Annotated in this window: 18 protein-coding genes; 17 read left to right on the forward strand and 1 reads right to left on the reverse strand. The window is 35.5% G+C overall.

Annotated features, from left to right (window positions below):
- Positions 1 to 95: 95 nt before the first annotated feature.
- The 15 genes from RTW14_RS17930 to ybaK all read left to right on the forward strand — a co-directional run bounded on the left by RTW14_RS17930 (position 96) and on the right by ybaK (position 12,750).
- The gene (locus tag RTW14_RS17930; protein WP_312654047.1) at positions 96 to 794 is read left to right on the forward strand and encodes a response regulator; all 699 of its coding nucleotides are present in this window, start codon (positions 96 to 98) and stop codon (positions 792 to 794) included.
- A 3-nt stretch (positions 795 to 797) separates the two neighbouring features.
- Positions 798 to 2,621 carry an ATP-binding protein gene (locus RTW14_RS17935; RefSeq protein WP_312654049.1) on the forward strand — a complete coding sequence of 608 codons (1,824 nt, stop codon included), beginning with the start codon at positions 798 to 800 and terminating at the stop codon, positions 2,619 to 2,621.
- Between the two features lie 157 nt (positions 2,622 to 2,778).
- Positions 2,779 to 2,979: a hypothetical protein gene (locus tag RTW14_RS17940; protein ID WP_312654051.1), complete on the forward strand. Its 201-nt coding sequence runs from the start codon at positions 2,779 to 2,781 to the stop codon at positions 2,977 to 2,979.
- A gap of 14 nt (positions 2,980 to 2,993) precedes the next feature.
- On the forward strand, positions 2,994 to 3,713 hold the full coding sequence (locus RTW14_RS17945; RefSeq protein WP_312654053.1) for a hypothetical protein: 720 nt from the start codon (positions 2,994 to 2,996) through the stop codon (positions 3,711 to 3,713).
- Between the two features lie 155 nt (positions 3,714 to 3,868).
- Entirely contained in the window at positions 3,869 to 4,129 is a 261-nt protein-coding gene (gene yabP / locus RTW14_RS17950; protein ID WP_312654055.1) for a sporulation protein YabP, read from the forward strand.
- On the forward strand, positions 4,129 to 4,533 hold the full coding sequence (gene yabQ, locus RTW14_RS17955) for a spore cortex biosynthesis protein YabQ (RefSeq protein WP_312654056.1): 405 nt from the start codon (positions 4,129 to 4,131) through the stop codon (positions 4,531 to 4,533). The genes yabP and yabQ overlap by 1 nt, the downstream gene beginning before the upstream one ends.
- Complete coding sequence (locus tag RTW14_RS17960) at positions 4,479 to 4,982, forward strand: FtsB family cell division protein (RefSeq protein WP_312654057.1); 504 nt, start codon at positions 4,479 to 4,481, stop codon at positions 4,980 to 4,982. The genes yabQ and RTW14_RS17960 overlap by 55 nt, the downstream gene beginning before the upstream one ends.
- 12 nt (positions 4,983 to 4,994) lie before the next feature.
- Complete coding sequence (gene rnmV / locus RTW14_RS17965; RefSeq protein ID WP_312654059.1) at positions 4,995 to 5,531, forward strand: ribonuclease M5; 537 nt, start codon at positions 4,995 to 4,997, stop codon at positions 5,529 to 5,531.
- Positions 5,531 to 6,409: a 16S rRNA (adenine(1518)-N(6)/adenine(1519)-N(6))-dimethyltransferase RsmA gene (gene rsmA / locus RTW14_RS17970; protein WP_312654061.1), complete on the forward strand. Its 879-nt coding sequence runs from the start codon at positions 5,531 to 5,533 to the stop codon at positions 6,407 to 6,409. The genes rnmV and rsmA overlap by 1 nt, the downstream gene beginning before the upstream one ends.
- Positions 6,410 to 6,471: 62 nt before the next feature.
- Positions 6,472 to 8,451: an LTA synthase family protein gene (locus tag RTW14_RS17975; RefSeq protein ID WP_312654063.1), complete on the forward strand. Its 1,980-nt coding sequence runs from the start codon at positions 6,472 to 6,474 to the stop codon at positions 8,449 to 8,451.
- 12 nt (positions 8,452 to 8,463) lie between these two features.
- Positions 8,464 to 9,003 (forward strand): GNAT family N-acetyltransferase, encoded by a 540-nt coding sequence (locus RTW14_RS17980; RefSeq protein ID WP_312654065.1) that lies wholly within the window; start codon positions 8,464 to 8,466, stop codon positions 9,001 to 9,003.
- Positions 9,004 to 9,007: 4 nt separating this feature from the next.
- On the forward strand, positions 9,008 to 9,634 hold the full coding sequence (locus RTW14_RS17985) for a GNAT family N-acetyltransferase (RefSeq protein WP_312654067.1): 627 nt from the start codon (positions 9,008 to 9,010) through the stop codon (positions 9,632 to 9,634).
- Between the two features lie 29 nt (positions 9,635 to 9,663).
- Positions 9,664 to 10,962 (forward strand): hypothetical protein, encoded by a 1,299-nt coding sequence (locus tag RTW14_RS17990; RefSeq protein WP_312654069.1) that lies wholly within the window; start codon positions 9,664 to 9,666, stop codon positions 10,960 to 10,962.
- 2 nt (positions 10,963 to 10,964) lie between these two features.
- A complete protein-coding gene (locus RTW14_RS17995; RefSeq protein WP_312654070.1) occupies positions 10,965 to 12,248 on the forward strand; it encodes a hypothetical protein in 1,284 nt (427 codons plus the stop codon).
- Positions 12,249 to 12,261: 13 nt separating this feature from the next.
- Positions 12,262 to 12,750: a Cys-tRNA(Pro) deacylase gene (gene ybaK / locus RTW14_RS18000; RefSeq protein WP_312654072.1), complete on the forward strand. Its 489-nt coding sequence runs from the start codon at positions 12,262 to 12,264 to the stop codon at positions 12,748 to 12,750.
- Positions 12,751 to 12,816: 66 nt separating this feature from the next.
- Here ybaK and RTW14_RS18005 read toward each other — a convergent pair whose 3' ends face one another.
- Positions 12,817 to 13,197 carry a RidA family protein gene (locus RTW14_RS18005; RefSeq protein WP_312654074.1) on the reverse strand — a complete coding sequence of 127 codons (381 nt, stop codon included), beginning with the start codon at positions 13,195 to 13,197 and terminating at the stop codon, positions 12,817 to 12,819.
- Between the two features lie 223 nt (positions 13,198 to 13,420).
- Here RTW14_RS18005 and RTW14_RS18010 point away from each other — a divergent pair, with 223 nt between their 5' ends.
- Both RTW14_RS18010 and RTW14_RS18015 read left to right on the forward strand, forming a co-directional pair.
- Positions 13,421 to 13,954 carry a shikimate kinase gene (locus RTW14_RS18010; RefSeq protein ID WP_312654076.1) on the forward strand — a complete coding sequence of 178 codons (534 nt, stop codon included), beginning with the start codon at positions 13,421 to 13,423 and terminating at the stop codon, positions 13,952 to 13,954.
- On the forward strand, positions 13,951 to 14,370 hold the full coding sequence (locus RTW14_RS18015; protein ID WP_312654078.1) for a GNAT family N-acetyltransferase: 420 nt from the start codon (positions 13,951 to 13,953) through the stop codon (positions 14,368 to 14,370). The genes RTW14_RS18010 and RTW14_RS18015 overlap by 4 nt, the downstream gene beginning before the upstream one ends.
- Positions 14,371 to 14,422: the final 52 nt, after the last annotated feature.

Below are 14,422 nucleotides of genomic sequence, written 5' to 3' on the forward strand. Positions count from 1 at the left end.
ACATATAATCCGTTTGCCCAAACGTATTTTTTTTGGTATAATACTATGAACTATATAAATAAATAACAAAAGTGGGAGCTGGGAGGTCGCATCATATGGACTCAAAAAAGGTATTAATAATTGAAGATGAAAAAGCAATCTCGGATATTATAAAATTTAACTTAAAAAAAGAAGGCTTTGAAGTGGATGCTGCCTATGATGGGCAAGAGGGGTTAGATAAAGCATTAAATACACAGCCAGATTTAATCTTACTAGATGTAATGCTGCCATCTATGGATGGATTTCAGGTATGTAAACGCGTGAGAGAGGGAAGCACGGTTCCAATTATTATGCTTACAGCTAAGGAGGAAGAAGTAGATAAAGTACTAGGCCTTGAGCTGGGGGCGGATGATTACATTACAAAGCCATTTGGTATGAGAGAGCTTATTGCCAGAATAAAGGCTAATTTAAGAAGGACGGAACTGGCAACAGGAGCGGCAAATGATCCATCAAATATTCAGGACTTTGGAAACCTTGAAATTGATATGAACAGATATGAAGTAAGAAAGAATAATCAGGTACTTGAGCTGACTTTAAGAGAATTTGAATTATTGAAGTATTTAGCAGAAAGGGAAAATAAAGTGTTTTCCAGAGAACAGCTGTTAGAAGAGGTTTGGGGATATGAATATTACGGAGATATTCGGACAGTGGATGTTACGGTTCGAAGGTTAAGGGAAAAACTGGAAGATGATTCCAGCAGCCCTAAATACATTATGACCAAAAGAGGTATAGGATATTACTTTAGGAGGCCATAAAGTATGAATGTAAAAAAATTTAGCCGCAGTATGAGGTGGAAGCTTGTTTTAATTTACTGCTTGTTAGTATTTATTGCAACCACCATTATTGGTGTACTTATTATGAGCCAGCTTGAATCATATTATATTGATTCTACGAAGAAAAATCTGACTAAAAAGGAAGCAACACTTATATCCTCTTTAAATATTTATGACAATTTAAGTGATCATCGGGAAGAAATACAATCAAATATTAACGCGTGGGATAAAACCATACAGGAAGAAATTTTTGTAATTGATGACAAATGCATGATTATTGCATCAAATAATGCAAATCAGGGACGGAGTGCTGTTGATTTACTTGAAACCCCAATTATAATGAATACATTAGTTAAGGGTGAGGTGTGCCAGTCTTATGAAAATATTTCTACCAAAAACTCCACGATTCCTGTTATGAATATGACTTTTCCAATTGGAGAGGGCAAACGGATTTCAGGTGTTATCTATATACGGTCAGATATGACTAGTGTTTATGATACCATAAATGAGTCAAAGCAGATATTTGTACAGGCTATGATCGTAGGGCTTGTTATTACTGTCATTTTAGGAACACTTATATCAAGGAGTATAACAACGCCTATTAACGATGTGACAGAAAAGGCAGAGAAAATGGCACAGGGTGACTTTTCACAAGAGGTTAGCGTCAAATCCAATGATGAAATAGGCCGTCTCGCCGATATGTTTAACTTGTTAAGAACACAATTGGATATGACTTTGTTTGAAATGTCCAGTGAGAAGAACAAAATGGAAACCATTTTGAAGCATATGGCGGATGGCTTAATTGCAGTAAACTTAGAGGGGCATATAATACATGCAAATCCTGCTGCAATTGGAATGCTGAAGGTTACTTCAGAAGAAATAGAAAGTCAAAGCTACAATACACTTATAAAGCAATTAAATGAAGAGTTGTCTTTAGAACTGCTTATGGAAAAGTGCAAGGAAGGAGAGCTTTCAGACGTATTTGAAAAGGCAGGGTGCACGTACGCCACCAGATATGATTGGTTTAAAGATGAAGATGGGAATGATGTAGGGATAATTATTCTTCTTCAGGACATAACCCAAAGACAAAAATTGGAAAACATGCAGATGGATTTTGTGGCTAATGTTTCACATGAATTGAAAACACCACTTACCACTATAAAAAGTTATACCGAGACACTTTTGGATGGATGCGTTGATGATCCTGTAACGGTTAATGAATTTCTTGAAATCATAGACAATGAGACAGACCGAATGAACAGACTGGTTAAGGACTTGCTACAGCTTTCAAGGCTGGACAATAACCAGGAAATCCTTAACCGAAAAGAAGGAAACCTAATCAGTCTGCTTAAAGCAGCAGTTAAAAAGGTGGAGCTTACTGCAGCTAATAAAGACCAGCATTTAAACTGTTTATTTAATGCGGAGGAACGGATTCCTGTAGATATGGACAAAGATAGAGTTGAACAGGTTATCTTAAACATTATAAGTAACGCGATAAAGTATACCACAGAGGGCGGAAGAATTGACATTGATGCGTTAAAAGTGGAAAAAAATGCAGTTATAACCATAACAGATAATGGCATAGGAATCCCAGAAACTGAACAAAGCAGAGTATTTGAACGTTTCTTTCGTGTAGATAAGGCCCGTTCAAGAGCTTTGGGAGGAACAGGATTGGGTCTTGCCATTTCAAAGCAAATTGTGGAAGGACACCTGGGGACAATTGAACTTGAAAGTAAAGACGGTAAGGGAACCAAGGTTACGATTACACTACCCCTTTCACTTAAAAAAGGCATAAGTAATATAGAATAACGTAAAAAACAGTACTTGATTTTAGTAAGATGAAGTGCTGTTTTCTTACTTTACACTTTTGGACTGGAAATAAGACCGCAAATGGCAATTGGCCTGAACTAGGAATTGTAGCAGTACATAGGAAAAAGATATAGGCGGTAGTGGAAATAAACCGGTTATGCCTTTTGGAACGTACGTTTATTTGGACAGAAATGTATGGCTACCAGATGGTGTAGGGTACGTAAGTGAGTTTAGAGTAGATGATACAGGTCGTGGACCTAATAAAAGTAATTATTGGCTAGATGTTTATTATCATCATGATACAACATCAGCTATAAATTATGGTAATATTGTACTGACATATAATCAGATGATATAGAAGGACGTTGAAAAATGCAGAAAAAACTTTTCATTATAGTTTTCATTATATTTATTGCTGTCGTAAGTATAGAAGTTTATGACAACAGCACAGAAAAAACTGTAAGGACTTCAGCTAATCAGATTGAAGAAAACAAAGAAATGCTTACGGCTAAAGAAGCTTGGGAGCTGGCATACAAAGATGCACAAAGTGTAATGACTGATCCCCTATTAGATAATATACAAAGTACAGATGATACAAAAGAGAGTCCGAATATAAAAGAGGGATTAAATGGAAGAAGAACTGCATGGAATTTGTCTTTTGGAAATGCAGAAGGTACAGTGCGAGTATGCTGTAAGGTAAGAGATGGTAAAAGTAGCATCGACTTTGTAAAAGAAAATAAGGAGGGACTTTTTTTAAAGGGTGAATATCGCATTTCTGATTTAAAAGTTGACTCTGCTTATGCTGTTAAGAAAGCAATAAAAGTCAAACATATAAAACCAGGTAACCCTACCGTTGAAGATGACTGGATAAATGGGTATCATATTACAATATATGGGGCACTTACAAATCCGGACTCCTATGATACGACTATGGTTATAAGGGTAACAGGCATATCTCCCAATTCACCAAATAAAGACGGTGAGAGCTTGCTTGCACATGTATTTTTAGATCCCAGAACAGGTGAAATATTATCTGCATCTAAACAGACAGGTTATGATTCAGATGGCCGTACAACATGGGTGGCATTTTAAAAGAGAATTATTATAAAAATGATACTTCTGATATTAAGAATTAGGATTTTTAAAGAAAATATGAAAATACCTTGCAGAGAGCATAGAAAATGCAATCTTGTGAGGTATTTTTTTTATTTTCATGCATATATTTAAAATACGAAGGGGGAGTCTATATGGAAAACCATGTTTTGAATATTGATAACAGAGAGCGTCTTACAGTTACAGAAGTAGCTGATGTGGATAGCTTTAATGAAGATACCATATTAATTACCTTGAAGAGCGGAGGGTTAGTTGTAAAAGGGCAAAAATTGCATATTCAGAAACTTGATCTTGCGGAAGGAAAAGTTGTTATTACTGGAGAAATAAATTCAGCCGTATATACAGAAAAGAAAAATAAGAGCGAAAAAAGCTTAATAAGGAGGATTTTTGAATAATGGTTGTGTCTTCTGGTGCAGCCATTTTAAATAACTTTAAGTTAAATTTAGTACTCACAGACCTTATAAAAACACAGATTTTTGAAGGCTTGGTTATGCTGGGCTGCGGCATGGTTATTGCGCTATTATATGGACTTTTTACAAGGCATATTAAAATTTACATAAAAAACAGGATAATTGCTGCAATTTATGAAATCCTTTTTTGGGTTTTTGCAGGAATACTTACATGCCAGTTTTTATATTACTGCTCTTATGGAGAGATTAGCATTCATGTTATATGTGCATTTGTATGCGGAGTTTTCTTGTGGAATCTGTTGTTTTATGCTACAATGTCAGTGGGTGAAGGCAAATGTTTAAACAAAAGAAAAGAAGAAGTAGAGAGTTTAAAAACTCAGATAAAGTAATTGACCTGAAGCAGGCTAGAGAAGAAAGACGCGAAAGAAGGAAACAAGCGGTCAACAAGAAGCAAAATAAGGACAAAAGAAATGTTTCAGGAGAATTATCAGAAAGAAAAGCGAATAAAAGGAATAGAAAGAGGCTTATCTATTTCTGTATAATATTAGGTATTATGCTGGTAATAGGTGTGTCTATTTTTAATGTCTATTCATTGCATAAAGAATATAAAGACATTGAAGCTCAAAATAAAGCTTTAAAAGAACAAAAACAAGATCTTGCAGAAGAACTTGGTAACGTGAATAAGCCTGAATATGTAGAGCAGCAGGCCAGAGAACAACTAAAAATGGTTAAGCCTGGAGAAGTTTTATATGTATTACCACAGACAAATACAACAGGAGCTTCCATCGTTCCAAGGGACAATTCTCATTTGTTACCAGCAGGAGAAGCTTCTGATTAGAAAGGATTAAAAATGGAAAGTATAGCAGAAGTAATAGTTGTGGAAGGTCGAGATGATCAGGCTGCTGTTAAAAGAGCCATCGATACTGAAACTATTGCAACCCATGGGTATGGAATAAAAAAATCCACATGGGAATTAATAGAGCGGGCATACAATACTAGAGGGATTATTATTTTTACAGATCCAGATTTTGCTGGAGAAGAAATACGTAAAAAACTCAAAGCTAAATTTCCGAAAGCTAAAGATGCATATTTAGCAAGAGCAGATGCAACCAAGGCAGGAGATATAGGTATAGAAAATGCAGAACCCGAAGCTATTCTAGAGGCATTAGAGAAAGCTCACTGTACCAAAACAGAAATAATAAAAGAATTTACTATGCAGGATTTGATGATGTATGGGTTAGCAGGAGGAGCTGGAGCTTCTGATAAGCGAGGCAGGCTTGGTAAGGCTTTAGGGATCGGATATGGAAATTCTGCTGCATTTTTAAACAAGCTAAACCAGTATGGTATTGCCAGGCAACAATTTACAGAGGAAGCAGGAAAACTTTAATGAAATTATACGCACCATCAACAATTAGAGAAATAAAGGACAAGTATGACTTTAGACTTTCAAAAAGCTTAGGCCAGAATTTCCTAACAGACAAGAATATAATTGATAAAATTATTGAGGAGTCCTTTATTGGTGAAAACGATCTAGTTATTGAGATCGGGCCAGGGATTGGTGTACTCACATCAGAAGCTGCTGAGCATGCAGGAAAAGTAATTGCTGTAGAGATTGACCGAAACTTGATACCTATTTTACAAGATACCTTGAAGGAATATGATAATGTTGAAGTTATAAACAAAGATATCCTTAAGACAGATTTAAATGAGGTTATAGAACAAAATTCTGTAGTGAATGGACAACCATTAAATTCTGTTAGAATTATTGGTAATTTACCATACTACATTACAACCCCAATTATAATGAAAATTTTAGAGGATGGTGTTAAAGCCGACAGCATAACTATAATGATGCAAAAGGAAGTAGCTGATCGAATTAAAGCGGAGCCAGGGAAAAAAGTTTATGGAGCATTGTCAGTTGCAGTTCAGTATTACTGCACGGTAGCCCATGTGGCAAGTGTTCCCAAGGAAGTATTTATTCCACAGCCAAAGGTAGATTCTACCGTAATAAGGCTAGATATTAGAAAAGAAAAACCAGTAGAGTTAAAGGATGTAAAGATTTTCTTTCAATGCGTAAAAGCGGGATTTGGACAAAGGAGAAAGACGATGTCCAATTCTATTACTGGAGTGTGTGGTTTGTCTAAAGAACAAGTAGGGAAAGTTATGGAATCTATCGGGATAGATTCAGGAAGACGAGCAGAAACAATGAGCATAGAAGAATTTGCCCAATTATCAAATTCTGTATATGACATGATTAGGGGATAGCTGTAATTAAAAATGCAGCAAAAATTTTACACACGAGAAAAGGGAAAACAAAGGAAGAAGATATGGAGAAGTATAAACAGTTTTTTATGAAATATCTGCACAATGCAGTTGCTATTTGTATAGTACTGTCATTAGCATTAAATTTAATTATTGAATCATTAGCGAGACATTCACTTGCAAGTGGATTTAGTTTTTTCCTAAATTCACCATTAGTGTTTATGTATAATGTTTTTATTATATTTGCAACATTATCATTGGCACTTCTGATTAAAAGAAGAGTGTTTGTTTATGTTGCATTTTCGGCTTTATGGCTGGCACTTGGTCTAACGAATGGTATCATTCTGGCAGAACGTATGACACCGTTTACTACAAATGATTTGGCGGTACTTAGTGATGGGCTGTCAATTGTTACAAACTATTTATCCATAACAGAAATCATCTTGGCGTGCGTTGGTGTAGTAATAGGTATAATTCTAACAATCCTATTATTTAAGTTTGCGCCTAGGAAAAAAGATAGAATAAATTATAAGAAAAATCTTGCGTTATTTTTAGCAATATGGATTGGGGTTATAGGTGCCACAGATCTTGCTATAAAAACTAAAGTTGTAGATACTTTTTTTGGGAATCTGGCGTATGCGTACAGAGATTACGGTGTACCGTACTGTTTTATTAATACTTGGATGAATACAGGTATTCGACAGTCAGCGGGATATTCACAAGAGTCCATCAAGTCCATATTTGATAAGGGTGAATTGGGCGATCAAAATTATGCACAGGTAAAGGTACAGGATGATGGGAAACAACATCCCAATATAATTTTTCTTCAGATGGAATCTTTTATTGATCCCACATTGGTGAAGGGGTTTACATATTCCACAGATCCAATACCAAATTTTAGAAAGCTGGAGAAGAACTATTCTTCAGGATATTTGACGGTTCCTGTTGTTGGTGCAGGAACTGCAAATACAGAATTTGAAATGTTGACAGGTATGAGTGTTAAATTCTTCGGACCGGGAGAATATCCATATAAATCTATTCTTATGGATGAAACCTGCGAGAGTGTACCGTATGAGTTAAATTCTATAGGCTATTCTTCTCATGCTGTACATGATCATAGAGCTGTATTTTATGGTAGAAATAAAGTATTTGCGAATTTAGGATTTAATACTTTTACCAGTGTTGAGTATATGAACCATGTGGTTAGGACTCCTAAAAACTGGGCAAAAGACTATGTTCTAACCGATCAGATCTTTGACGCATTGGAATCTACAGATAATGAAGACTTTATTTATACTTGTTCTGTTCAGGGACATGGTAAATATCCAACGGAGAAAGTGATTGAAGATCCAGAGGTTGTAGTGACGGATGCGCCAACGGAAGACCTTAAATGGCAGTATGAGTACTATGTAAATCAGATACATGAGATGGATCAGTTTTTAGGAGAGTTGACAGACAGGCTAAAGAAGTATGACGAAAAGGTAGTTTTAGTCATCTACGGCGACCATTTACCGGCTTTGGAAATGACAGAAGATCAAATGGTTAATGGCTCTATATTCCAGACTCAGTACGTTATCTGGAGCAATTTTCCGATGAAAAAAATTCCGAAGGATATGTATGCCTATCAGGTAGCGGCAGATGTCTTTGACAGACTTGGATTCCACATGGGTGTTATGACTAAATATCACCAAAATCATCAAGGCAGCCAGACTTATAAGGCAGATATGAAGAAGCTTGAGTATGACATGCTTTATGGTAAAAAGTACATCTTCAATGGCCAGAACCCATACAAAAAAACAGATTTGCAAATGGGGGTAAAACCAATAAAGATAACAGATGTTGTCAGGGTTGGCGACAAACTATATATAAAGGGCGAAAACTTTACCGAGTTTAGCAAAATCTCTTTGGATGGTAAAATATTAAAAACGATATTCCTTGGTTCTTCAATTTTAGGACTTCAGGAAGAGGTTGATTTAAATGCAGCCGGGAGAATGAAAGTGAGCCAGGTAGAGAAGAATAAAGAAATTTTAAGTACTACAGAATAGAAGGTGAAAAATATGTTACAATCACTAGAAACAGAAAGATTATTATTAAGGCCTTTTACAAAAGAAGATGCAGAGGGATTATTTGCTTATGCGAATAATCCCAATGTAGGACCACACGCTGGCTGGAAGCCCCACGCAGATGTGCAGGAATCCAAGGCAGTACTTGAGGAGATATTTTTGATAAACCAGGTATGGGCTATTATTGACAAGCAGAGTGGCAGGCTTATTGGAAGTATTGGTTTTGAACCAGATAAGCGCAGACCAGGAATTGCTGCTAAAGAATTAGGATATTCTTTAGCAGAAGAATTTTGGGGAAAAGGGATAATGACAGAAGCAGCAAAAGCTGCTATTACATATGCCTTTGAAGAAATGAACCTGGATATTATAGCTATATGTACAGGTCCAATTAATGAAAGATCTGCAAGAGTCATTGAAAAATGTGGATTTAAGTATGAAGGAACGTCAAGATACTGCTATAAAATTTATGATGGCAGCGTGAGAGACTCTAGATGTTTTTCATTATTTAAAACAGAGTGGGAAGCCTTAAGGTGATTTAATGGCAGCAGATATAAGTGGGTTAACACGAATACGAGATAAAGAGAAAGTAATTGCCACCTTAACCAGTGCATTTATTGATTATCCCAAATTAACAAAGGGTTTTCCTGAACGTGGAAGACGTGCTATTGCAGTGGAAGCCACTTTAAGGTTTTATGTTGCCTACTGTATGCGATATGGCAGAGCATATGCCTTAAATGAAAAGTGCCAGGGAGCTGTGGTGATTATTCCTTCATCCCGTAGAAAAGGCTCTAAGTTAAAATATATGATTGCCGGTAGTTATTCCAAAAGATATAAGAATGCTTTATTAAGACTTACAGAAGAGGAGCAACGAATAAGAATTGAGCTTTTCAATGAAATGGATCAGATGGAAACAGAAATAAAATTTCCGTCAAAATATATATATGTTAACTTTTTGGGAGTGAAACCTGAATACCAGGGGCTGGGAAATGGCCGTGCAATGATGGAGAAGATTATTGACTACAGCAAAGGAATGAATCTTCCTGTTATGTTATTCACAAATGAACCGAAGGATGTTGAGTTTTATCAGAGTATGGGATTTAAAATTATGGGTATAACCAGCTCTAGAAAATTTGAATTTATAAATATATATCTTGTAAGATCGTAATTAATTCATGGTAAACGGGAGTAGTATTTATGACAGAAACAATTATACTTATAATGAGCATCGTGTTTATAGCAATTTGTTTTGTGGCGGCAAAGTCGGATAAAAAAAAGGACAATCAGGACGATATATTGATTATCCCAGAGCCTGTACAAATTTCTTTTAGAGAGTTTGCGGACAATTTATTAGCTAAGGAAGGAATTTTGCTTGAAGAAGCAAAAATAATCAGCTGGGAACCCTTATCAGAAGTTGTTTATGGGCATGGTATTTTTCACTATTATAGAATAGAGTATAATTTGGTTCCTGAAACTCCAGTTGAGACGGCACAGGGCATCGTACTAAATTCCAAAGAGATATTTGAAATGTTTGGCATTAAAGACGAAGTTATCGTATTATTTTATAAAGAAAATCAAGAAATTTTTGAAGTCTCTTTTATTTCAGAAAGACGCCTTACTATGCAGGGATATAAGGCTTACATAGACACGAGATATACAAATGTGAAAGAATGGGAGACTTTAGATGAATACAGTGTGTCTATAGATGGTAAACCATTGGCTCTTTGGGAAAACATAGCGGACCAATCGATATTTGAGGATTTAACGGTGGCAAGAACCATGGCTGAGGGTGATTTTGCTTCCGCTGCACAGTATATTGATATACTTGAAAATCAAGACATACAAATCCACTCGTGGATACAGTTTGAGCGTAAGAAGGAGTTGGTTTTTAGTCTGACTGCAAAAACCAAGAATGTTGAGACTCCACGAGGGATTCACGTAGGCAGTTCCGTACAGGAATTAAAAGAAAAATATCCTTTAGATCTTTCTTTTACAGAAGATTTAAATGGACAAGGACCAGCCTATGGTTATATCCCTCAAGATCAAAGTAATAGATACATAGGTTTTAGAACCAAAGATGACATTATAAACGAGATTATAATTACGGACAGCTTTGGACCGCGCCCATTTGAGCCTAAAGATGGCTATATAGATCAAGACATCCCTTGGATTGAGGATGATTATGGAGAAAAGCTTACTGAAAAATATGCAAGGTCTATATATTTAGGGCAGCATAAGGTTGACCTGGATCCAAGGCAAGTCTTTAATATATTTGTAACGAATAACTTTGAAGCTGTGTCTATTCTCCAAAAAGGTCTCTGGCGAGAATATGAGGAGGGCAAAGTACTAGTTTACTTTGTAATATGTGAAAACCCTAATGATAAAAGTAAACTTTATGTTGAAGTGAAATTAAAGCAGATACCTATAACAACACCTAACGGTAATACTACCATCTGGGTAGTCAGTCATCACAGAAGTCAAAAAAAGAGGGGATAGATATGCGAGAATTCATCATTTTAGTAATTTGTATAATACTTATAATCATAGCATTCTTAAGCTTAATTGTTATTCGTAAACCTGAACCCAAAAAGGTAATGCCCGAAGGGATAGAGGCAGCTTTCCAACAGTATTGTGAATTATTGTTAACAACATTAAAGCTTAAGGTAAAGGAAGTTGAACTCAACAGATTTAAATTACTCTCTGAGGTACCGTTTGAGGATGGGCAGTTCGAATATTACAGCTTTGATTATACCATCTGCCCAGAAAAAGCAGTCGTTGATGCCAATGGGATTGTATTAAATTCAAGTGAACTTTTGTCTAAAGGCGGCTTAAAAGGAAAACCATTATTACTATTTTTTAGAAAAGATGCAGATCAAACTTTTGAAATATCTTTTTTAGACGACAGAGATATAGCCCAAAAAGGATATAAAGGCTATGTTAACTTTCGTTATGCGAATACAAAAAATTGGCCTGTCGATGAAGAATACTCTTTGAAAGTGGATGATAACATAATTACACTATGGGAAAACCTAGAAGGGGAAGCACCTTTTCCTTATGCCGTTCAAACAAGAGAGCGTACGCAGGACTTTCTTAGTTATACTGCTCAATTTACAGATACTTGGGAAGGCCAGGAGATTAAAGTCAGCACTTGGATCCAGTTTGAAAAAAAGAAAGAACTGATTTATTGGATTAAAAGTTTTAATCCTGTGGCAGAAACTCATCGGGGAATACATGTAGGAAGCTCTCTGGAAGAATTGAAAGAAAAGTATCGTGGAGATTTATCCTATGAAGCAGATTTCAAAGGCGCTGGTCCATGCTATGGCTTTATTCCTAAAGATGATACAAATCGATATATTGCATTCTTTGCTAGTGATGAAAAAGTAACTGAAATCTGGATAACGGATGGATTTGATGAAAGACCATTTAAAAGGTTTAGTGGTTATGTAGAAGACGATATAAAATGGCAGGAATATGATTATTCAGAAAAATTAACAGAAAGATATGCAAGAGAAATTTATGTGGGACAGCATAAATCAGATTATGATGCGGACAAAGTATTTAATTCCTTTGTAGCCAAGGAACTTCCTATGGTGACTGTTCTTGAACATGGGATTTTACATGATGCGCCAGGTGAAAGAGTCTATTATGTTGTATGCCAGAAAAGAGAAGGGCATGAAAGGTTAAATGTGGAAGTAAAGTTAAAGCGTATAAAGCTGCTTAACTCAGTAACGGCAGAAGAAATTTGGGTGGCAGAACGACATAGAAGTCAAATAGTACACTAAAGGGGATGTAAAATTGGTAAAGACATCAAAGATTAAGACAAATGCATTAAGGCATCTGGATGCAAAAAAAATTAGCCATAATGTGTATGAATATGATGCGCCTAACGGCTTCTTAGATGGAGTATCTGTTGCAAAGGCAACGGGGATGGATGTAAATAAAGTATATAAGACATTGGTTACGCAAGGCGCCAGTAAAGAGCATTATGTCTGTGTAATACCTGTAGCGGAAGAACTGGATTTAAAAAAGGCTGCAAAGCATTTTGGTGAAAAAAAAATTGAAATGATTCCAGCAAAAGAAATAACAAATGTAACTGGCTATATTAAAGGGGGGTGTTCCCCCATTGGGATGAAAAAACAATTTAGGACAGCTATTGACAGCCATGCCGAAAATTTACAACAAATCGTTGTAAGTGCAGGGAAAGTTGGACTCCAAGTAGAATTGTTGGTCACAGATTTAGTAAGTGTAGTAGGTGCGGATTTAACGGACTTAATAGTAAAATAAAAAGAATGTCTCATTTCATTTGGGACATTCTTTTTATTTATGGTTTTTTTTGGTAAATACTAATTATTATAAATAAGCGATAGTTTCTATTTCTACCAGAACATCCTTAGGAAGTCGTGCAACTTCAACTGCAGATCTTGAAGGAAATGCACCTTCTGCAAAGAACTTGGCATAAACTGCATTCATTTTGCCAAAGTCATTCATGTCTTTGATAAATACAGTAGTCTTTAAAACCTTATCCAAAGAACTTCCAGATTCTTCTAGAATAGCTTTGATGTTTTTGAATACCTGTTCTGTCTGCTCTTCGATGGTAGTACCAACGATTTCGCCAGTAGCAGGGTCTAGTGGAACCTGTCCAGATGTGAATACAAAGTTTCCAAAGATGTTACCTTGTGAATATGGACCGATAGCAGCAGGTGCTGCTGATGTTGAAACTACTTTACGCATTTTTAAATCCTCCTTAGACTAAAGCTTTAAAAGCTTTACTATAATTTACTAATTATAATTATATAGCTTTATTTGCTAGGATTCAAGTAAGATAATGGTTATAAATATATATTATAATGAATAAATATGCAAAAAAACAACTAGCATAAAAATAAGTGATATGCTAAAATATAGTCTATTAATTAATTCACTATGATATAAGCGATAAATAAGGGATTATAATATGAGTAATTTTAACAAACATATATATTTAATAGGGTTTATGGGCACTGGAAAATCTCAGGTTTCAAAAGAATTAGGAGATGTAATGGAATTAAAAGTACTAGATACAGATACTTTTATTGAAGACATAAGTGGGATAAGTATTCCTGAGATTTTTGAACAAAAAGGTGAAGATTATTTTAGGACAATAGAGACGAAAGTATTACAGAAAATTGCTACTTCCGATAGCAGTATTGTTTCTTGTGGAGGCGGGATTGCTGTAAAAGATGAAAATGTGGAAATAATGAAGAAATCAGGCAAAGTTATTCTTTTGACGGCCAGTGCAGAAAACATTTATATAAGAGTTAAAAGTGACACTCAGAGACCATTGCTTAAAAACAATATGAACGTGAAATATATAGAAGGATTAATGAAGAAAAGACAAGCTGCGTACGAAAAGGCGGCTGATATTATAGTTAATACAGATGACAAAGATATTCTGCAGATTTGTCAGGAAATTGTATTAAAACTTAGAATAATGGAGGGTACTGAATGATAACATATAAGAATAAGATTGCTGTTGATGATTATTTACAGTTAAGAGATGCTGTAAAGTGGAAGAACGTGCCTCGAGAACAAGCGAAGAAAGCTTTAAAGGGGTCTGTGTATATGATTGTGGCGTACGACAATGATAAAGTCGTTGGGATGGCAAGAGTTGTTGGAGATGGCACATATATGGCTTTAATTGTAGATGTAATGGTACATCCTGATTATCAAAATATGAAAATCGGGTCTTACATCATGAACAATGTAATGAACACACTGGAATCTTCAGTGACGGGTGATGATATAATGATGATAAATCTTATGTCTGTACCAGGAAAAGAAACTTTTTATGAGAAATTTGGACTTGCTGCAAGACCAAACAAGACTATGGGGCCAGGAATGTGCCGATGGGTGAATGTAAAATAGATAAACCAATCATCCTAAAGCGTTGAATTGATAGATGTTACTTAAGCAAAAA

The sequence above is a fragment of the Aminipila sp. genome, assembly GCF_032051575.1.
In the GTDB taxonomy this organism is placed as follows: Bacteria; Bacillota; Clostridia; order Peptostreptococcales; family Anaerovoracaceae; genus Aminipila.